We start from the raw sequence: 19,791 nt of genomic DNA, 5'->3' as shown, positions 1-19,791 counted from the left end.
ATTCCCCTTTTAATTTATTTTTCTTCTTTTAATAAAGCCATGCGATACAAATCTTGATAACCGGCCTGTAATTTGATGCCTTGTTTTAACGTTCCTTCAGTTGTAAAGCCGAACTTTTTATATAAATGGATCGCTTTTTCATTAGTAGCCACGACATCTAATTCTAGACGTGTTAGACAATTGGTTTGCCATGCCCAAGTAATCATCTCATCAAGTAAAATCGAGCCAATCCCATAGCCCCAATACTCTTTTAAGACACTAACGCCAATCTCACCGACATGCGCTAACTTAGGGTTCTGACTTGCGCCAACACTTGCTAGGCCAATAATCTGGTCACCATTTAGCGCTACTAACATTAATTGATTATCGCTTTCTAAAACAGCCTCCAAATAAATCGCTTCTTGCTCAACACTTAACGGAATTCCTTCTGGTCCAAATGACAAAAATTCCGTCTCAAACCCGATTTGTTTAGCATAGTCTAATAAGTCCTTAGCGTGTTTTGTTTCGGCAACGGCTAATGCTAATTCAAATGATTCACTCATTTTTTTCACCCGCCAAATCTTTTTGGAAATCTGCTAGCCAACTAATATACTCTTTTCCATGCGGTATTAACGTAATTGTACGGTTTGAAATATTCTCTTCATCACGATCTAACTTCACGACTAAACGTTCTTCTGGCAATTCATCTTCCACAAAAGTTGCCCATTCCATCATCACAACACCATCACCTGTGACATATTCTTCTAAACCTAAATCACCACCACCAACTTCTTCTAAGCGGTACATATCCATATGATAGAGCGGTAAGCGTCCTTGTTTGTATTCACGAATCAAAGTATAGGTTGGACTTTTAATTACTTTTTGAATGCCTAAACCTTGCGCAAATCCCTTCGTAAAAGTTGTCTTACCTGCACCTAATTGTCCTTCTAAAATCACTAAATACCCCGCCTTAGCAAACTTTGCCAAATGCGCTGCAATATTTTTTGTTTGTTCTTCATTCGTTACTTGTGTTGTATAGTTCATAATTGTTCTCCATTTCCTTCTTTTGCCACTTTATTGTACCACAAAATGTCCATTAGTTTTAGTAGCCAAAATATCCATTCGTTTCACTATCCCTGCCTTAAAAATAAAAAAGCCTCACTTCCACAAATTTGGTTGTGAGACTTCTATAAATTATTATGAATTTAAGAAACGGGTTAAGAATTCTTTGGTACGTTCTTCTTTTGGATGCTGGAAAAGCTCTTCCGGAGTACCCATTTCTTTGATATAGCCTTGATCCATGAATATGACACGATCACTAACATCACGAGCAAATTCCATTTCATGAGTAACAACAATCATCGTTAAACCTGTTTTGGCTAGATGTTTCATAGTTTCTAATACTTCATTGACCATTTCTGGATCTAAAGCTGAAGTTGGTTCATCAAATAATAAGACATCCGGCTTCATTGATAAAGCACGTGCAATGGCCACACGTTGCTTTTGTCCCCCAGATAATTGTTTTGGCATCGCATTAATGTATTGCCCCATGCCCACGATTTCTAAATATTCTTTAGCAGTTTGTTCAGCTTCTTGACGTGATTTTTTAAGAATTTTAATTGGCCCAACTGTACAATTATCTAAAACATTTAAATTATTAAAGAGGTTAAAGGATTGGAATACCATCCCTACATGAGTACGATACTGATTGATCTGATGTCTACCATCTAAAATATTTTCCCCACGATAAAAAATATCACCTGAAGTTGGTTCTTCTAATAAATTAATGCAACGTAACATGGTTGATTTACCAGATCCTGATGAACCAATAATTGTCACCACTTCCCCTTCTGCTACAGTAAAATTAATGTCTTTTAACACTTCATGATTGCCAAAACTTTTTTTCAAATGTTTAATGTCAATAATTGATTTACTCATGAGTAGCACCTTCCTTACTATCAATTTTCTTTTTAACCTCAGCCATCGAGTTCGAATTCAATGGATCTGAGTGAATCATTTCATAATCATTCGGACCTTCTAAACGACGCTCAATATAACGTAAAATTTGCGTTACCGTAGTAGTCATAATAAAGTAAATAATTAAGGTAATAAAGAATGTTTCAAAATAACGGAAGTTGCTTCCTGCGACAGTTTTTGTAGCAAAATATAATTCTGAAACAGAAATAACATTTAAAACAGAGGTATCTTTAATATTAATGACAAATTCATTACCAGTGGCTGGCAAGATATTACGAATCACTTGCGGAAAGACAACATTCATCATTGTTTGGAAATGCGTCATCCCAATTGCTTGACAAGCTTCAAATTGTCCCTTATCAATCGAGATAATCCCCCCACGCACAACTTCTGACATATAAGCACCGGTATTAATCGAAACAATAAAAATAGCAGCAAAAATACGGTTCATATCAATTCCAAAGGCTAAAGCCGAACCATAATAAATAACCATTGCTTGTACAATCATCGGTGTACCACGAAAGAACTCTGTATAACAAGTTACTAAGATATTCGCAATTTTTAAGCCTACTCGTTTAGCGGCTTTTTTAGGAGTTGGAATAGTCTTAACTAATCCCACACCCAAACCAATTACCGTACCAATTACCGTACCTGTAATCGAAATATATAATGTTACCCAAGCGCCTTTTAAAAACATGCGCCAATTCTCTTTAAAGATTTTCACAACCCAAGGCGTATTACTTTCATCAACACCTGAAATCGCTGGTTGATTTTTAACAGCTGCTTCCATAAATGCTAAACGTTCTTCTGGTGTAATACGATCAATAGCCGCATTAATTTCCGGCGTTAAAGGATTACCTTTTTTTAAACCAACAGCAATATTCCTATCTGAATCCTCTGCTTGGAAGCCATCAGTTAATTCAACCATTTTAAAATCATCATTAACTGCCTCAACACTAAGACCTTCCGGCATTTCTGAGACATAAGCATCAATCGTTCCTGATTGTAAAGCCACACGCATTGACGGGAAACTCTCCATTGCTTCTTGTTTTTTAACATTAGGAATTTGATCAATTAAACTATAATGAAAAGTATTCAATTGTGCTGTCACTTTAGCATTAGAAAAATCAGCTAGAGTTGTCGCATTTTCAAAAGCTCCACCACGTTTAACAATCATCACATAATTCGATTGATAATAAGGTGTGGAAAAATCTATCGACTGTTTTCGTTCTTCAGTGGGACTCATCCCAGCAATAATCGCATCAATCTTACCTGATACTAAAGCAGGTGTTAGACCATCCCATTCCGTTTTAACAATTACTAACTCCTTATCCAAATCCTCAGCAATTCGTTTGGCTATCTCTACATCATAACCTCCTGCATAATCTCCCGTCCCTTCAATTGGAACAGCACCATTTGCATTCGTTTTCTGCGTCCAATTAAATGGCGGATACCCCGCTTCCATCCCAACTATAAATTGATCATCAGCCGTTTCGGCATTGACTTGACCAATTGTTACAAAAACAATCGATAGCAACATCGTGACTAATAACGTTATTTTTCTCTTAATATTCATTTTTTATCTCCTTTCATCATCTTGTTTTATGATTGTTCACATTTTATCACACTAATGGTTAACAAAGCAAAAAAACTTGCGTAATTGTTATCTTTCAACTCCTATTTTGGTTGACAATGTATAAATAAGCCTTTATTCTTATGTTATAAGTAAGTTCAAATTAGAAAGGACATGACTATGAATACGACCGATAAAGTATTATTACTCTTACAACAACAAATTAATCAGCCGATTTCCGGCGAGACACTAGCTAGGCAATTAGGTGTTAGCCGCACCGCCATTTGGAAAGCTATCCAAAAATTACGTGAACAAGGCTATTTAATTTCCTCGCAAACGAATCAAGGTTATCGCCTATCCAGCAAAACTGATATGCTAGATAAAAAAGAAATTAAACAACGCTTAATTCGTGGGTTTAAAGATTGGCAGATTGAAACCTATCAAACAATAGACTCCACTAATCGTCGTGCCAAAGAATTTGCCGAACAAAACCCTGGTCAATCAGCGATTATTATTGCCGATGAACAAACAGCTGGGCGTGGTCGTTTGGGCAGAAAATTCTACTCCCCTAATAAGACGGGACTTTATATTAGTATTTGTCTAAGTCCTAAAGATTTATCCTATGAAAGTATCTCTTTAATTACCGCTCAAACCGCTGTCTCAACTAGTCGAGCTATTGAAACCATTAGTAATGAATCTGTTAAAATAAAATGGGTCAATGATCTATATATGCGTGACAAAAAAGTTTGTGGCATCTTATCAGAAGCTATTACTGATATCGAATCCAATCAAGTACAGGCCTTAATTATTGGGATTGGCATTAATTTATCTGTACCAGATGAAGGATTTCCAGAAGAATTAACAGAGATTGCCACAACCGTCTTTGCACCTAATGAGATGAATCACTGTACCCGTAATGATCTGGCAGTTGCTGTTTTAAATCAATGGTTATTGGCCTTTAATGAATTACCAGACACTGGCTTTATCCAAGAATATCGCAAACGCTCTAATATCCTAAATAAGCCTGTCCGCGTGATTCAAGGAAAAGAAGCGTTCAATGCTTTTGCCTATGATATAGATAATCGTGGAAGACTATTAGTTAAAGCTTCAACTGGTCGATTGCATCATCTATCATATGGCGAAGTATCCATTAGACAATTACCCCAACATTAATACTTAAAATTTAGGAGGACTTTATGGAAAAGAAAACAACTTTTTGGCTAGTCTTAACAAGTTTACTAGCCAGTTTAACTTTTATTAGTAGTTTTATTCGTATCCCAATTGGCCCTGTTCCCTTTACTTTGCAGACGGTCTTTGTGATTTTGGCTGGCCTTTTATTACCACCAGTCTATGCCGCTTTATCCCAAGTATTAAATTTTTTACTGATGACTTTATTTGTTTATGGTGCCAGCGTCTTTGTCACCCCAACTTGTGGATTTTTACTAGGATTTATTGTAGTAGCCTGGTTTTTAGCTTTGATGAAAGAGAAATTTTTACCATTACAAATAATTTTAGCAGAAATCTTACTCTATTTAATCGGTTTAAGTTATTTGTGGTACACCATCCTACAATTAAAAGGCTCTGCTTTAAGCTTTTTGGAAGTCTTAGAAATTGGTTTAGTACCATTCGTTTTACCAGATATCGCCAAAATTTTCTTAGCACTTATCCTGTATAAACGACTAAATCCAATTTTAGTAAAAAAATAAACCTAAAAAATAAAATCAAATAACTATTTTATTCCCTTATATTGATGTATAATATATCAATCAGTACAAGGGTTTTTTGACCCTATTTTATATTGGGAGGTTATTTATGTCAGAACACAAACAGACCTATAATTTATTTACAACCATTACGATGATTGTCGGGGTTGTCATTGGATCTGGGATTTATTTTAAAGCTGATGATATCTTAACGTATACCGGCGGGAGCTTAGCACTGGGTATTTTAATTTTACTAATCGGCTCAAGTTGTATCGTCTTTGGTAGTATTAGTCTTTCAGAACTAGCTCTTAGACAGACTTCAGCAGGGGGAGTTTCGGGATATTATGCAGAACATATTCACCCCGCACTAGCAGCTGCTATTGGATTTTTCCAGGCCTTTATCTACTTACCAGCAATTATTGCCATTGTTAGTTGGGTGGCAAATATTTATACTTGGATGTTAATCGGTAAGGAAGCTAGTTTAGAACAACAACTATTCACAACCATTGCCTATACTATTCTATTGGTTATGATTAATATTTATACACGTAATATTGGCGGTCATTTACAAAATCTTTCATCCATTATTAAATTAATTCCATTATTATTAGTTGCGGTGATTGGTATTTTTTGGACAAAGGATTTTCCGGCTATTCCACCAGAAGTGACTGTTGTACCAGTTCATGATGTTGGTTGGTCATGGTTATCGGCTTTAGTACCGCTTGCCTTTTCTTATGAAGGTTGGGTTATCGTGGTTAACTTAGCACCTGAAATTAAGAATCCTGAAAAGAATTTAGTACGTGCTTTAATCTTAGGGCCAATTATTATTCTATTAACCTATCTATTATTCTTTTATGGCATGAACCAAATTTTAGGACCATCCTTTATTATGTCGACTGGTGATGGCGCTGTACAATATGCAATTAATATGATTTTCGGTGAAAAAATTGGTAAATTATTATTAGTGATTGTGATTATTTCAGTATTAGGAGTGGCAAATGGAATGTTTATTGCGGGAATTCGTATGCCTCAAGCTTTAGCCTCAAAAAAATGGATTCATTCTCCTAAAATTGCTAAATTAAACCCAAAATACCAATTATCAACGGCTTCTGCCTATAGCTTTTTAGCAGCTGTTATCTTTTGGATTGGCATTCATTATTTATTTACAAAATATCAGGTCTTAGCCAATAGTGATATTAGCGAAGTGCCAGTTGTCTTTAATAATTTATGCTTAGTTATTTTATATGTTGTCGTTCTTAAGTTATATAAAAAAGGTGAAATTAAAAACGTCTTTACTGGATTCATTTCACCAATTTTAGCTATTACTGCAACCGCAACTTTATTTATCGGTAGCCTTTTAGCAGCTCCCGTCTATGTAAGTATTGCGATGCTTTGTTGTTTATTCTTTTGTTATGTAGGTTATTATTTCTATAAGAAAAATAATGCCCACACAACACAAGTTAACTCATAATACACAAAAAACCCTAAGGAAATTTCCTTAGGGTTTATTTTTATCTTTATTTTAATGTTAAGATATGTGATTCTCTTTTATAGTGAGCGAATTACATCATACCCATTCCTGGATCCATATTTGGCATAATTGGTGCTTGTGGAACTGGGTGATCAGCCACGACTGCTTCTGTTGTTAAGATTAAAGCTGAAACAGATGAAGCGTTTTGTAAAGCTGAACGACTTACTTTCGTTGGATCAACAATCCCTGCTTCAATCATATCTACCCATTCATCAGTTGCGGCATTATAACCAATCCCTTGTTCTTGGGCTTTTAATTGTGCAACTACAACAGAACCTTCTTTACCTGCATTTGTAGCAATTTGACGTAATGGTTCTTCTAATGAGCGAGCAACAATACGAGCTCCTGTCGCTTCATCTCCTGTTAATTCTAAAGCTTCAACAACTGCTTGAACATTCACTAAAGCTGTACCACCACCAGGCACAATTCCTTCCTCAACAGCCGCACGAGTTGCATTTAAAGCATCTTCAATACGTAATTTTTTCTCTTTTAATTCCGTTTCAGTAGCTGCACCGACTTTAACAACTGCTACACCACCTGATAATTTTGCTAGGCGTTCTTGTAATTTTTCACGATCAAAATCACTTGTTGTATCAGCTACTTGTGAACGAATAAAGGCTACACGTTGTTGAATAGCTTCCGTATTTCCAGCACCTTCTACCATAGTTGTGCTATCTTTTGTAACTACTACTTTTCCTGCAGTACCTAATTGTGCCATTGTCGCATCTTTTAATTCTAAACCTAAGTCTTCAGTAATTACTTGACCTCCTGTTAATACGGCAATATCTTCTAACATCGCTTTACGGCGGTCACCAAATCCAGGCGCTTTAACAGCTACCACATTGAATGTGCCACGTAATTTATTTAATACTAAGGTTGGTAAAGCTTCACCATCCACATCATCAGCAATAATTAATAATGCGCGACCTTGTTGGACGATTTGTTCTAATAAAGGTAAGATATCTTGAATATTAGATACTTTTTTATCCGTAATTAAGATAAATGGATTATCCATCTCAGCAATCATTTTATCATTATCCGTTACCATATATTGTGATAAATAACCACGATCAAATTGCATTCCTTCAACAACATCTAATTCTGTTTCGATACCTTTTGATTCTTCAATTGTAATAACGCCATCATTACCAACTTTTTCCATCGCTTCAGCAATCAAATTACCAACTTCCATAGATCCTGAAGAAATCGCTGCTACTTGAGCAATCGCTTCTTTAGAGTCTACTGTACGAGAGATATTGTGTAATTCTTCAACTGCTGCTTTTGTTGCTAATTCAATCCCACGACGAATGCCAACAGGATTAGCACCAGCAGTCACGTTTTTTAGACCTTCACGAACAATTGCTTGAGTTAAGACAGTTGCTGTAGTTGTACCGTCCCCTGCAATATCATTTGTTTTTGAAGCTACTTCAGCAACTAATTTTGCACCCATATTTTCAAAACGGTCTTCTAATTCGATTTCTTTTGCGATTGTTACCCCATCATTTGTAATTAGTGGTGAACCAAAAGCTTTTTCTAATACCACATTACGACCTTTTGGACCAATTGTTACTTTAACTGTATCTGCTAATACATCTACACCACGAAGCATGGCTGCACGTGCATCTTCTGCAAATTTAATATCTTTTACCATGTAATCACCTCAAAATTTTCTTTTTTATTTTCCTTTAAAACTCTTTTTATATCTTGAATAAATCTTCCTGATTTTCATCACTCATTATTCGACAATTGCAACAATATGTTTTTCTTTAATAATGATATATTCTTGGCCATCTAATTTGACTTCTGTACCAGAATATTTCTCAAAGACGACTTTATCACCAACTGCAACTTGACGATCATCTTTATCAGTGAATTCGCTAACTGCTAATACTTCAGCGAATTGCAATTTTTCTTGCGCAACTGTTGGTAAGATTAATCCTCCAGCTGTTTTTTCTTCTTGTTCTACCATTTTAATTACTACACGATCTTTTAACGGTTTTAACATTCTTTTTCCCTCCGCTGTTTTTTATTTAGCACTCAAATATCATAAGTGCTAACCACAAAATAATAATAATCAAAATTAGTCAAAATTGCAAGTACTAAACCTACCCCAAAAACTTAAATCATTAACTTCCATCGAAAATAGTTGCCAGATTCTATTGAAACTAGTATCATTAATAGATGAAATATAAAAGAGGTGTACAAATGACAAAAAAACAATTTTTCAAACATTTACTCTTTCAAATCTGTTTAGGATGTTTCTTCATTTTTCTAGCAATTCAATTATTGCCACTCTATGGTTGGGGATTTTCAACATTCTTTTGTTGTGTGTTTGCGACAAATAGTCTATCAACAAGCATTCGCATGTATACAACTTACCAAAAATTTAAAGATCATTATCAAAACTTAACCCAAGAAACCACTGATACAAACCAAGAGTCTGATAAACAACACGATTCGACTAAGTAAACAAAAAAGCTTCTGCCCTAGGATAAGCCCTAAAGCAGAAGTTTTTTTAACGATTATTATCTAAAAAATAAATTAAGGTTTGTAGTTCATTCGTTAAGTCAACATTTTGTACACGAACTTCTTTAGGTACTGACAAGCGAATTGGGGTAAAGTTTAAAATCCCTTTTACATTTGCTTCTACTAACATATCAGCAATATCTTGCGCTTTATCTTGCGGTACTGTTAAAATAACTAATTCGATTTGTTGGACTTTTAATTGTTCGACCATATCATCTAAAGCATATACTGGCACACCACTCACAATGCGCCCAACCACTCCTTCTGATACATCAAAACCAGCACTAATACGCACATTATTGCTTTGTGAAAAATTATAATTCAATAATGCTTGCCCTAAATTCCCAACACCTACTAAAGCAACATTTTTTAAACGGTCTTGATTTAAAGTTCTACCGAAAAATTCTAATAAATATTCTACATCATAACCGTAACCTCTTTTACCTAATGCACCGAAATATGAAAAATCACGACGAATAGTAGCGCTGTCAACTTTCACAGCTTCACTTAATTCTGTTGATGAAATGCGACGCTTACCAGCTTCATGTAAGAATCGTAAGTAACGATGATAGATTGGTAATCTTCTAGCTGTTGCCTTTGGAATTTCAACTTCTTTCATACTATCTCTCCTTCCGACTAGTTTATTTCTTTTAACCTTTATAATTATTTAGAAATTTCTTGTGAGTTCACCTACTCATTATATACACTATTCACTAAAAATACTAGTATCTTGTTTCACAAAGTTAAGATTTTTTTGGTTTTTTTTAAGGATTTCAGCTGATTTTTTCTCTTCAAAAAATCCCACTCCCTTTAAACTTTTAACTACCAAGTTTTAGGACTCCACATTCTACCGTCTAATTCACCCTTCATTTGTTCGATTCGCTTAATTTCTTCTAATAATAATTCTTTAAGCGATATTATGTAAGCTTTTTCACAATAATCCTGGCTTTCAGAAATCATTAAGTCGATTCTTTCTTGCCAATCATTATCTAACATTTAATCACCAAACCCTTCCAGATGCATCTCTAACTCTAAACGTTCATCCTGACAAGCGACTAACCACTCTTCTAATTGTTGGTAATCGATGGCTTGATTTTGGTTCTTTTTCACAAATTGTAATTCCTGTTTAAACCAGTCTTCCGTTTCCTTAAAAGAATCAAAATGCTCTTGTGTTAAGTAACGTTGATAGTCCACTAATAATAATTGCTTTTCTTTTTCAGTTAGATAAATAAATTGATAAATTGGAAAAGCATGTAAATACTGCCACCCTAAAGCATTAACCGTCGCTTGGAAAGGTCGCAATAATTCAGACAAAGTAAATTGTTCTCGTCCACCAGCTTGGTATGAGCGCTCCTTAATCCCCATATTCGTCACAATCCCGACTTCTTTTGAGCCAATCTGTTTAGCCCATTTTATATCTAAAACTTCATCCATCCACTGCTTCATCACTGCTGGCGAACTATACCAATACATTGGAAATTGTAAAATAATGCGATCCGCTCGTTTCACTGCTTGTCGTTCACTTGTTCGATCAAAATGACCAGTCGGCGAATCTTTTAAGACACTTTCCAAATGACGTACACACACCGAATCCTTAGCCTCAACAGCCGATACTAAAAATTGTTGCAGTGATGATTCCGCAAGGGTGGGATGACTAATCACTACTAAAGTCTTCATCCTCATTCCTACTTTCTTATCTGAGATTAATCCTCTGATTTAGCGTTTGCTTGCATTTTGTACATTACTGCATAAGTCCCATCTTTTTGTAACAACTCTTGATGCGTACCTTGCTCCATAATTCGTCCCTTATCTAGAACAATAATTTGATCAGCATGCATAATCGTTGAAAGACGGTGTGCAATAATAAAGGTTGTACGACCTTCTGATACAATTGCCATTGCTTTTTGAATAATGGCTTCTGTTTCTGAGTCAACATGCGATGTCGCTTCATCTAGTATTAACAATTTAGGATTATACACTAAAGCGCGCGCAAATGAAATTAATTGACGCTCACCAGAAGAAAATTCTTTTCCCTTCTCAGTCACTGGCATATGCAGTCCTAATTCATGTTTTTTTAGTAAATGAGTAGCTCCAACTTTTTCTAAGGCCTTTATCATCTCTTCATCCGTAATCGAGTCGTTGTTTAAGCGGATATTACTTGCTAATGTCCCTGTAAATAAGAACGGATCTTGCAAGACAATCGCCATATCGCGACGGACTGATATGCGTGAATAATCTTTAGTATCTTGCCCATCAATTATAATTTGACCACTATTTGGATCATAAAATCTAAATAATAAATTTAAAATAGAGGACTTTCCAGAACCAGTATGTCCCACAAAAGCTACCGTCTCACCAGGATTAGCCACAAAATTAATATCATGTAAGACATAAATATCATCCTTATAAGCAAAATTCACATTGTTAAACACTACTTTTGCCTCTTGCATCATAAACTCACGATCCACTTCTTCCAAAGCAGGTTCATCCATTAATTCAAAAACCCTAGAACCAGCTGCTACTGACTGTTGGAAACTAGATAAAATCTGCACCAAAGCATTTAATGGTTCAAATAAACGCACTAAATAATCCATAAAAGCATAAATCATCCCAGCCGTTAAAATAGAACTTCCATTTAAAAATTTCAAACTAATAAAGACAACCACACCCAACATCGTCGTATTACGCAATAAAGCTAGGAAACTCCAAGCTGCTAATGAATCCAAACGAACAAACTTATCACCTTCACGAACCCATTGATCGGAAGTATCAGCAAATTCTTGATCCATACGACGCTCTTGTTGGAAGGTTTGAATAATTTCCATTCCTTGAATCGTTTCATTTAATTTCCCATTCATTACACTGACTAATTCACGTAATTCCTTTAAATACTTGCTAGATAACTTCGCATATAACCATTGCCAAACAATCATCACAGGAATTAAAAATAATAAGCCTAATGCCAAATACGGATTCAATAAATAAATTGCAATATAAGCCCCAATGACTAAAACCGTACTATTCAAAATTACAGCCAAAGTATTATTATAAAATTGTGCCCTCACCACTTCCGTATCATTGGTAATCCTAGAGACAATCTTCCCAGCAGGTAAATTATCAAAATACTTAACTGGTAATTTTTGTACATGACTAAAGACTTCATCACGAATAATCTTCACCAAATAATTAGCCATCTTATTTAAGGTATATTGCCCTAAATAACCACATAAAAATGACACAGCATTCATTAAAATATAAAGACCCACAAAATAAAATAATAAACCATGATTCAATTGACCAGTCTGACTAGCTGGTGTAATCACTTCATCAATCATCTGTTTAGCAACTAATGGCGAATAAAGAGCCGTTGCTGTTGTTACTAATAATAAGAGAATCCCAATCATAAATCGTTTTAAATCGAAGCGAATATAAGATAATAAGCGTTTAATAGTTTGTAGCATCTTATTTCCCCTCCATTTCTTGACGAAGATATTGTTCATAATACCAACCCTTATGACTTAGCAACTCTTCATGTGTACCACGATCAACAATTTGACCGCCATCCAATACAATAATCATATCCGCCGAACAAATTGACGATAAACGATGAGACGTAATAATATTCGTGCGACCACGACGCTCACGCTCAATATGTTCAATAATTTCACGCTCGGTCTTGGCATCAACCGCCGACAAAGCATCATCTAATAATAAAATCTCACTATCACGTAAAAACGCTCTAGCAATTGAAAGACGTTGCTTTTGCCCACCACTTAAGCTGACACCTTTTTCACCAACTAAAGTGTCTAATTGTTTAGGCATCTCTTTGACACCTTCAGAAAAAGCTGCTAAGTTCAAAGCTTGGTATAACTCACTATCACTTGCTTTATCTTTCCCTAAATATAAATTTTCTCGAATGGAACGCGAGAATAATGTATGCTCTTGCGGTACATAAGCCATTCGTTGTAAATAAGAATCCATTGTATATTCCGTTACTAGTTCTCCATTGATTAAGAACTTTTCACCATTATATGGATATTGATGGATAAATTGACGAATAAAAGTTGTCTTACCACTACCCGTCTTACCAACAACCCCTATTGTTTGCCCTGCTACAATCGTTAAGTTAATATCTTTTAACGCTATATCATTAGAGCCAGGATAGGAAAAGTTAAAATCTTTAAAAGTCATATTTTGTACAGTATCTAATACTTTTGAACCACTTACTTCTAAATCATCACTAGCTTTTAAGACTTCTTTAATTCGTTTTAGCGAAGCTTTCCCTTGTTGAACCACCGTCACCACTTGCCCAGTTAAGACAACCGGCCAAATTGTCATTCCAATATAGACTTGAAATGACACCATATCACCAACCGCAATCACGCCACGCTCAATTAAAATCCCACCATACATAAAGCCTAAAGCAAAACTCATAATCATTGCTAAGCCACAAATAGGCATAAAAGCCGTATTTAACTTAGCAACACGCACATTTTGAATGGCTGCTTTTTGCGAATCTTCTTTAAAGTGCGCAATCGCTGCCTCTTCTTGACCATAAGCACGTACCACATATGTTCCATCGATCACTTCCAAGACATCATTATTCAAATCAGAAACCGCCTTTTGTGATTTAGAAAATTCCACATCTATTTTACTACCTAATTTCGCAACAATAAAACCTAAGATCGGTGCCGGCAACATCGCAACAATGGTCAACCTCCAAGAAATCGTCACCGCCATAGTCAATAGAATAACCGCCAACATCATAAAAGAATTGACCATCGCATAAAAACCAAATCCCGTCGTCATCCCTAAAGTGCGAATATCCTCACTAGCTCGCGTCACTAAATCCCCCGTACGAAACTTATGATAAAATCCCGAACGTTTCGTTAAAAAATTATGCATCATTTTCTTTTGATAAATTCCTTGAATCTGATACGAGCCAACAAAGATTAAATACGTCCAAGTCACTTCAAAAAGATAAGTCGCCACAATTGCCACCACAAATAAAATAACTAATTGCCCTAATCTCTCATACGTCAGGCTGCCACTCACAATCGTATCAATCATCCGGCCAATTAATCTAGCCGGTAACATCATTGCTAAGCTACTAATAATCATACTAATAACCGCAATCAAATAACGCCACTTATGCCTTTTAAAGAAGAAACTTAACTCCTTAAAAATCATCTTCATTAAAAATCCCCTCCATTCCTACTATTCTATTGTTAACATTCTATTTCTGATACATGAGCTTACTTTTAATACGCTCTTTCTTCTAACACGCTCTTTCTATAAAAAATAGACCATCCACCTCAAAAAAGATAGACAGTCTACCACTCACTAAAATATGACTTTCAACATTTATTAGCTTGCAAAGATACTACTAAAAAACAATGATTGCTACTGTCATAACTACCTATAGTATACAATATCCCCAAAAACAGTTCCATTAATTGATGCTATTTGGTATCTTCTTGTTCCTGGCGTAACCTTACAATAAAACGTTCTAAACGCTCTAAAGCTTTCTTCAAACTACTTAATGAATACGCATAAGAAATACGCACAAAACCTTCCCCGCAATCACCAAAAGCATTCCCTGGCACAACTGCCACACGCTCCTCTTGAATCAAACGTGAGGCAAACTCTTCTGACGTCATCCCAAATTCAGAAATATTCGGGAAGATATAAAAAGCGCCAAATGGTTCAAAACATGGCAATCCTAAACGCTCCATCTCTTTCAATAAATAACGGCGACGCTGATTGTAACTCTCACGCATCTCGCTAACATCCTCATCACAATTACGCAAAGCATCAATACCCGCATATTGACTCGTTGTTGGTGCCGCCATAATCGTAAATTGGTGAATCTTAATCATTTGTTGCATCAAAATGTGAGGCGCTAATGCATACCCCATACGCCAACCAGTCATCGCAAAAGCCTTCGAAAAGCCATTAATCAAGACTGTACGCTCACGCATGCCATCAATTTCCACAATACTCACATGGCGCTCTTCACTGTACGTCAATTCACTATAAATCTCATCAGAAATCACCACTAAATTATGACGCTTAATCACTTCACTAATCGCCTCTAAATCCTTGCGACTCATCACAGCCCCAGTTGGATTATTGGGGAACGACAATATAACAACCTTCGTCTTAGGTGTAATCGCCTCTTCTAATTCCTGCGCTGTTAAACGGAACTGATTACTAGCCTTCAAAGGAATCGCTACCGGAACACCATCCGATAAAACAATACAAGGTAAATACGATACATAACAAGGCTCGGTATAAATCACTTCATCACCAGGATTAAGCATCGCACGTAAAGCAATATCAATCGCCTCACTACCACCAATTGTTACTACAACTTCTGATTTCGGGTCATAGTGAACTTCTTGCTTACGCTCAATATACTGACAAATTTCTTGACGCAATTCCATCAAACCAGCATTCGCCGTATAGAAAGTCTTACCCTGTTGTAAAGAATAAATCCCCTCATCACGTACATGCCATGGCGTATCAAAATCCGGTTCACCAACCCCTAAAGAGATGACATCATCTAATTCATTAGCAATCTCAAAAAACTTACGAATACCAGACGGTTTAATGCGTTTGATCTTATCACTTAAAAACTCTTCCATCATGGCGTTACCACCATTCGACGATTTTCTTTCGGACCAGTAAACATTGTGCCATGGTCTTTATAATGTTTTAATACCACATGCGTTGCGGTTGATTGTACTTCATCAATGACTGACAAACGATTAGACACAAAGGCTGCAATCTCACGCATAGGCGCTTTTTTCAATTGCACCATAAAATCATACCCTCCAGACATCAAATACAAAGCATCAACTTCAGGAAATTGGTAGATTTTCTCAGCAATACGGTCAAAACCAGTACCACGTTGCGGATTCACACGTAATTCAATAATTGCTGAAACATTCACATCATCGGTCTTCTCCCAATCAACTAAAGTATGATACCCACAAATCACGCGGCGTTCTTCTAAATCTTTAATGCGCTCTTTTACTTCTTGCTCTTCCAAAGCTAATAGAGTAGCAATTTCTTCTGTTGTTAAACGGCTATCTTTTTCTAATAGTTTTAAGATACTTTCATTTATATCCGTTTTCATTTATCTAACACCCTTTCTTTTTTATACCAGTAAATTTTATGAATGGTGATTCTACCACAAATATAGCAAAATCAACTCTTTTTTTCAGCTAGTCTAATGATAATTTAATTGATTTTTAGTTTTTGGAATTTCGCTTTTGCCGTTGTTTCTGAATGATAGAGCGAGTAAGGTTTTCGATTACTTTTGTCTTTCTTGTTAAGGAAGCTGTCGTCTTTTTAGTTTCTTTAGTCATTTTTTCACGTTGACCAATTCTGATTTTTTTAGCTTTTGACGATGGAACATTTGGTGATTGTTCTTTATCCCCAATTGCTTGATTCGTCGCTTCCGTGTTCGCCAACGTTTTTTCGTTATCTATAAGGTCTACTATTGATTGGTGGGACTGTTCCACGCTTGACGCCACTTTTTCACTTGATTGTGCTTTCAGATTATCTGATGAGCGTGTGTTATCCATCATTTCCCCTGAAGTATCCACATTATCCCCATCTTTTATGACTTTTCCTTGCACTAATAATGTATCTACCTGGTTTAAAGATTCTTGACGTGCAATTTCTTGTTCAACCGCATTTTGGTGCAAAGCTTTTTGTTGATAGCGTTCTAGGGTATCAGTTGTCTTTTGTGCTAAATAATTAGTCCCTTCTAAAGTATTCTTGCTAACCACTAATGCTAATTCACCTACTTTATAGGATAACTGCTTGGCCCAATTTTTAAGAATATGTGTTGATGAAGTAGTACTAGTGCTACCATTGTCAAAATCTTGTTGAGAATTAATCTCCTTCTCTTGTTCGATAGTTAGATTATCTCCCGTAGCATTGGCGATTAATTCCTTCACTAATTGATTACCACCTTGTTTGATTCGTTGGCTTAATTTTACTGTTAATAATTTTGTGATTTCTTTTGGATTCACCTCACGACCTTTTTGTTCTTTACGAGCCATTACCACTAAGACTTCAATATAACTCATCGCTAAAGCCGTCGTAATCATGGAAGCTGTCACACCACTAATCACACCACCAGCAACTGTCCCGATTCCAGGTACTAGCTTTAATAAGTTTGATGTAATGAACTTACCAGCAACCGTTGCGCCACTCGTACCACCAACCACACTCACTAAAGCTGTCATGGTTGATTTATCCATCTCCATCCCAAAAATCGAGGTAATATGCGCCATCATCGTTACTTGCATCGGAACTAAGACCGCCGCATCAGAAAACGGTACTGGCACAAACCCCACACCAAATGTTGAAGCAATATATTTTGTTGCCCAAAAACGAGCTTTCTTCGCCTTACGCTCAATATCAATTTGTTGGACATTCGTTAACGCCACCCCCACCTCACGAGGAACCACTTCATACGTTACTTCTAATAAATCCATCAAACCAAATGCCGGCACCGACACCTTCCCATAAATCGGATACGGTTGCGCCATCACATTCAAAATCGCTTGCACCGGCAAATGCATTCCCCTTAAATAACGCTTAAATTCCTCAGCTTGCGTCCCTAAAGATTGCGTTAAAACAATGATTACCGGCGCTTGTTGACTCAATTTAGTAATTAATTCAATTTCTGGATCCTCAATACGAGCCGTCATCGCTTGAATACAGTAATAGATAACATGAATCTCATCACGTACTCCTTTTTTCTTCTCAGTGGCAAGTGTTTCTAAAATCTCATTCGTTATCTCTTTTTGACTAATAAGGCTTAATTCCAAACCACGAGTATCCACTAAAGACATCGGAACGCCTTCCTTAGTAATCTTTTGCAGATGCTTTGTTACTGGCTTACCTACACCAGTCGTCGCTAAATTCTCACGAAAAATACTATTAATCAAAGTACTTTTTCCAACACCTGTCTTCCCAACAACCATCACATTCACAGGTGTCATCTTCTCGACTTCTTCACGCGTCTTTGCCAACATTTCTTCTACTAATGACAGATCTACAGCTGACTTCATTATTCATCCCCCTCTATTCCATTTCCACTCCATCCTATCATAAAATACAAAAATCTGAAACTAAGAACTAACTAGCCATTTCTTAGTAAATTCTTATCCTAAGAGTCACAGAATTCTTCATTAATCTATGTTAGAATGAAAAGTACATGATTGAAATAGGAGGAAATTATTTATGACAAAAAACTATGACTTTACGACCCTTGTTGATCGTACAAAAGATTCATCAAATAAATACATGTTGATGAATGAATGCAAACAAGATACCAAACCAGGTACCGTACCATTTTCAGTAGCGGATGCCGACATCAAAACATGCCCAGAAATTGTTAAAGGCCTACAAGAATACATCGGCCAAACAGTTCTAGGATATACACGTATCACTGATTCCTATAAAGAAGCTACTATTAATTGGAACAAAAAACGCCATGCATGGGACATTAAAGCTGATTGGATTGTCACTTCACCAGGTGTTGTCCCAGCATTCTATACAGCAATCAATAGCTTCACCCAACCAGGAGACGGGGTATTAATCTTATCACCAGTCTACTATCCATTCTCAGACTCAATCATTGCTAGCGGACGTACATTACATGAATCACACTTAATCAATAACTTCCCACGCTTTGAGATTGACTTTAAAGACCTAGAAGAAAAATTAGCCCAAGATGACGTAAAATTAATGTTCTTATGTAACCCACACAACCCAGTAGGACGTGTCTGGACAAAAGAAGAACTAACAAAAATTAGTGAACTAACCTTAAAACACAATGTTATCGTCTTATCAGATGAAATTCACTATGATATTATCGCACCAAGCTATAAACAAACAGTCTTCGCAACTATTTCAGAAGCAACTAGCCAAAACTGTATTGTTTGTACAGCGCCAAGTAAAAGCTTTAATATCGCCGGATTACAAGCATCAGGCATCATTATTCCAAATAAAGACTTACGTGAAAAGTTCGTTCACACCCAAGAATTAAATGGCTTCCACGGTATCAATATGGTCGGCATGAAAGCCACCGAAATCGCTTATACACAAGGCGAGGCATGGCTAGAAGGCTTCTTAAACTTATTATGGACTAATAAAAAAGTATTAGAAGACTTCATTAAAACAGAAATGCCAGAACTAAAAATGTACGAATTAGAAGGCACATACCTACCATGGATTGACTTCTCTTGTTATGGCTTAACTTCAAAAGAATTAGAACAAACCTTGCAAAAAGCTGATATCTTCTTTGATGAAGGCTATATCTTCGGAAAAGGCGGCGAACTATTCGAACGCATTAATATCGCTTGTCCAACTCATATCTTAGAAAAACTATTACAAGACTTAAAACAAACATTGCACCACTTAGCAAAATAATTTGCAATCCTAAATTTGTAAACAAAATTTGCGAACTAAAAATTGTG

At 36.1% G+C, this 19,791-nt stretch carries 19 protein-coding genes; 5 read left to right on the top strand and 14 right to left on the bottom strand.

Translation table 11 applies throughout. The features are described from left to right. Window positions 1-14 precede the first annotated feature (14 nt). From BMX09_RS03330 to BMX09_RS03315, 4 genes are all read right to left on the bottom strand, one after another. Window positions 15-542 (bottom strand): GNAT family N-acetyltransferase, encoded by a 528-nt coding sequence (locus tag BMX09_RS03330; protein ID WP_089746286.1) that lies wholly within the window; start codon window positions 540-542, stop codon window positions 15-17. Then, the gene (tsaE, locus tag BMX09_RS03325) at window positions 535-1,023 is read right to left on the bottom strand and encodes a tRNA (adenosine(37)-N6)-threonylcarbamoyltransferase complex ATPase subunit type 1 TsaE (RefSeq protein ID WP_089746285.1); all 489 of its coding nucleotides are present in this window, start codon (window positions 1,021-1,023) and stop codon (window positions 535-537) included. The genes BMX09_RS03330 and tsaE overlap by 8 nt, the downstream gene beginning before the upstream one ends. A gap of 153 nt (window positions 1,024-1,176) precedes the next feature. Further along, a complete protein-coding gene (locus tag BMX09_RS03320) occupies window positions 1,177-1,917 on the bottom strand; it encodes an amino acid ABC transporter ATP-binding protein (protein WP_089746284.1) in 741 nt (246 codons plus the stop codon). Then, the gene (locus BMX09_RS03315; RefSeq protein ID WP_089746283.1) at window positions 1,910-3,532 is read right to left on the bottom strand and encodes an ABC transporter permease subunit; all 1,623 of its coding nucleotides are present in this window, start codon (window positions 3,530-3,532) and stop codon (window positions 1,910-1,912) included. The genes BMX09_RS03320 and BMX09_RS03315 overlap by 8 nt, the downstream gene beginning before the upstream one ends. Window positions 3,533-3,703: 171 nt before the next feature. Here BMX09_RS03315 and BMX09_RS03310 point away from each other — a divergent pair, with 171 nt between their 5' ends. The 3 genes from BMX09_RS03310 to BMX09_RS03300 all read left to right on the top strand — a co-directional run bounded on the left by BMX09_RS03310 (window position 3,704) and on the right by BMX09_RS03300 (window position 6,703). Beyond that, window positions 3,704-4,702, top strand: coding sequence for a biotin--[acetyl-CoA-carboxylase] ligase (locus tag BMX09_RS03310; protein WP_089746282.1), 999 nt, complete (start codon window positions 3,704-3,706; stop codon window positions 4,700-4,702). 23 nt (window positions 4,703-4,725) lie between these two features. Beyond that, window positions 4,726-5,235 (top strand): biotin transporter BioY, encoded by a 510-nt coding sequence (locus tag BMX09_RS03305; protein WP_089746281.1) that lies wholly within the window; start codon window positions 4,726-4,728, stop codon window positions 5,233-5,235. A gap of 106 nt (window positions 5,236-5,341) precedes the next feature. Then, complete coding sequence (locus BMX09_RS03300; RefSeq protein WP_089746280.1) at window positions 5,342-6,703, top strand: APC family permease; 1,362 nt, start codon at window positions 5,342-5,344, stop codon at window positions 6,701-6,703. Between the two features lie 91 nt (window positions 6,704-6,794). Here BMX09_RS03300 and groL read toward each other — a convergent pair whose 3' ends face one another. Both groL and BMX09_RS03290 read right to left on the bottom strand, forming a co-directional pair. Next, entirely contained in the window at window positions 6,795-8,414 is a 1,620-nt protein-coding gene (gene groL, locus BMX09_RS03295) for a chaperonin GroEL (protein ID WP_089746279.1), read from the bottom strand. Between the two features lie 84 nt (window positions 8,415-8,498). Further along, window positions 8,499-8,768, bottom strand: coding sequence for a co-chaperone GroES (locus tag BMX09_RS03290; protein WP_089746278.1), 270 nt, complete (start codon window positions 8,766-8,768; stop codon window positions 8,499-8,501). Window positions 8,769-8,968: 200 nt separating this feature from the next. Here BMX09_RS03290 and BMX09_RS03285 point away from each other — a divergent pair, with 200 nt between their 5' ends. Next, entirely contained in the window at window positions 8,969-9,232 is a 264-nt protein-coding gene (locus BMX09_RS03285) for a YdiK family protein (RefSeq protein ID WP_089746277.1), read from the top strand. A gap of 46 nt (window positions 9,233-9,278) precedes the next feature. Here the strand turns inward: BMX09_RS03285 and BMX09_RS03280 are convergent, their stop codons facing one another. From BMX09_RS03280 to BMX09_RS03250, 8 genes are all read right to left on the bottom strand, one after another. Beyond that, window positions 9,279-9,908 carry a redox-sensing transcriptional repressor Rex gene (locus tag BMX09_RS03280; RefSeq protein ID WP_089746276.1) on the bottom strand — a complete coding sequence of 210 codons (630 nt, stop codon included), beginning with the start codon at window positions 9,906-9,908 and terminating at the stop codon, window positions 9,279-9,281. Between the two features lie 203 nt (window positions 9,909-10,111). Continuing rightward, window positions 10,112-10,285 (bottom strand): hypothetical protein, encoded by a 174-nt coding sequence (locus BMX09_RS10055; protein ID WP_177159516.1) that lies wholly within the window; start codon window positions 10,283-10,285, stop codon window positions 10,112-10,114. Then, the gene (locus BMX09_RS03275; RefSeq protein WP_177159515.1) at window positions 10,286-10,966 is read right to left on the bottom strand and encodes an NAD(P)H-dependent oxidoreductase; all 681 of its coding nucleotides are present in this window, start codon (window positions 10,964-10,966) and stop codon (window positions 10,286-10,288) included. Between the two features lie 26 nt (window positions 10,967-10,992). Beyond that, window positions 10,993-12,750 carry an ABC transporter ATP-binding protein gene (locus tag BMX09_RS03270; RefSeq protein WP_089746274.1) on the bottom strand — a complete coding sequence of 586 codons (1,758 nt, stop codon included), beginning with the start codon at window positions 12,748-12,750 and terminating at the stop codon, window positions 10,993-10,995. Between the two features lies 1 nt (window position 12,751). Then, window positions 12,752-14,485: an ABC transporter ATP-binding protein gene (locus tag BMX09_RS03265; protein ID WP_089746273.1), complete on the bottom strand. Its 1,734-nt coding sequence runs from the start codon at window positions 14,483-14,485 to the stop codon at window positions 12,752-12,754. 266 nt (window positions 14,486-14,751) lie between these two features. Beyond that, the gene (locus BMX09_RS03260) at window positions 14,752-15,936 is read right to left on the bottom strand and encodes a pyridoxal phosphate-dependent aminotransferase (RefSeq protein WP_089746313.1); all 1,185 of its coding nucleotides are present in this window, start codon (window positions 15,934-15,936) and stop codon (window positions 14,752-14,754) included. Continuing rightward, window positions 15,936-16,430: an Lrp/AsnC family transcriptional regulator gene (locus tag BMX09_RS03255; RefSeq protein ID WP_089746272.1), complete on the bottom strand. Its 495-nt coding sequence runs from the start codon at window positions 16,428-16,430 to the stop codon at window positions 15,936-15,938. The genes BMX09_RS03260 and BMX09_RS03255 overlap by 1 nt, the downstream gene beginning before the upstream one ends. 115 nt (window positions 16,431-16,545) lie before the next feature. Further along, window positions 16,546-18,381: a YcjF family protein gene (locus BMX09_RS03250; protein WP_089746271.1), complete on the bottom strand. Its 1,836-nt coding sequence runs from the start codon at window positions 18,379-18,381 to the stop codon at window positions 16,546-16,548. A gap of 172 nt (window positions 18,382-18,553) precedes the next feature. On the opposite strand from BMX09_RS03250, the gene BMX09_RS03245 reads away from it, so the two are divergent. After that, complete coding sequence (locus BMX09_RS03245) at window positions 18,554-19,744, top strand: MalY/PatB family protein (protein WP_089746270.1); 1,191 nt, start codon at window positions 18,554-18,556, stop codon at window positions 19,742-19,744. Window positions 19,745-19,791: the final 47 nt, after the last annotated feature.

The sequence above is a fragment of the Granulicatella balaenopterae genome (assembly GCF_900111135.1).
Classification (GTDB): domain Bacteria; phylum Bacillota; class Bacilli; order Lactobacillales; family Aerococcaceae; genus Granulicatella; species Granulicatella balaenopterae.
The sequence above is the reverse complement of the archived record's forward strand: the minus strand, read 5'-3'. Positions and strand labels throughout refer to the sequence as shown.

Excerpts from the sequence above, each read along its gene's own strand:
- BMX09_RS03330 (WP_089746286.1), bottom strand. The coding sequence starts at position 542 with ATGAGTGAATCATTTGAATTAGCATTAGCCGTTGCCGAAACAAAACAC.
- tsaE (WP_089746285.1), bottom strand. The coding sequence starts at position 1,023 with ATGAACTATACAACACAAGTAACGAATGAAGAACAAACAAAAAATATT.
- BMX09_RS03320 (WP_089746284.1), bottom strand. The coding sequence starts at position 1,917 with ATGAGTAAATCAATTATTGACATTAAACATTTGAAAAAAAGTTTTGGC.
- BMX09_RS03315 (WP_089746283.1), bottom strand. The coding sequence starts at position 3,532 with ATGAATATTAAGAGAAAAATAACGTTATTAGTCACGATGTTGCTATCG.
- BMX09_RS03310 (WP_089746282.1), top strand. The coding sequence starts at position 3,704 with ATGACTATGAATACGACCGATAAAGTATTATTACTCTTACAACAACAA.
- BMX09_RS03305 (WP_089746281.1), top strand. The coding sequence starts at position 4,726 with ATGGAAAAGAAAACAACTTTTTGGCTAGTCTTAACAAGTTTACTAGCC.
- BMX09_RS03300 (WP_089746280.1), top strand. The coding sequence starts at position 5,342 with ATGTCAGAACACAAACAGACCTATAATTTATTTACAACCATTACGATG.
- groL (WP_089746279.1), bottom strand. The coding sequence starts at position 8,414 with ATGGTAAAAGATATTAAATTTGCAGAAGATGCACGTGCAGCCATGCTT.
- BMX09_RS03290 (WP_089746278.1), bottom strand. The coding sequence starts at position 8,768 with ATGTTAAAACCGTTAAAAGATCGTGTAGTAATTAAAATGGTAGAACAA.
- BMX09_RS03285 (WP_089746277.1), top strand. The coding sequence starts at position 8,969 with ATGACAAAAAAACAATTTTTCAAACATTTACTCTTTCAAATCTGTTTA.
- BMX09_RS03280 (WP_089746276.1), bottom strand. The coding sequence starts at position 9,908 with ATGAAAGAAGTTGAAATTCCAAAGGCAACAGCTAGAAGATTACCAATC.
- BMX09_RS10055 (WP_177159516.1), bottom strand. The coding sequence starts at position 10,285 with ATGTTAGATAATGATTGGCAAGAAAGAATCGACTTAATGATTTCTGAA.
- BMX09_RS03275 (WP_177159515.1), bottom strand. The coding sequence starts at position 10,966 with ATGAAGACTTTAGTAGTGATTAGTCATCCCACCCTTGCGGAATCATCA.
- BMX09_RS03270 (WP_089746274.1), bottom strand. The coding sequence starts at position 12,750 with ATGCTACAAACTATTAAACGCTTATTATCTTATATTCGCTTCGATTTA.
- BMX09_RS03265 (WP_089746273.1), bottom strand. The coding sequence starts at position 14,485 with ATGAAGATGATTTTTAAGGAGTTAAGTTTCTTCTTTAAAAGGCATAAG.
- BMX09_RS03260 (WP_089746313.1), bottom strand. The coding sequence starts at position 15,936 with ATGGAAGAGTTTTTAAGTGATAAGATCAAACGCATTAAACCGTCTGGT.
- BMX09_RS03255 (WP_089746272.1), bottom strand. The coding sequence starts at position 16,430 with ATGAAAACGGATATAAATGAAAGTATCTTAAAACTATTAGAAAAAGAT.
- BMX09_RS03250 (WP_089746271.1), bottom strand. The coding sequence starts at position 18,381 with ATGAAGTCAGCTGTAGATCTGTCATTAGTAGAAGAAATGTTGGCAAAG.
- BMX09_RS03245 (WP_089746270.1), top strand. The coding sequence starts at position 18,554 with ATGACAAAAAACTATGACTTTACGACCCTTGTTGATCGTACAAAAGAT.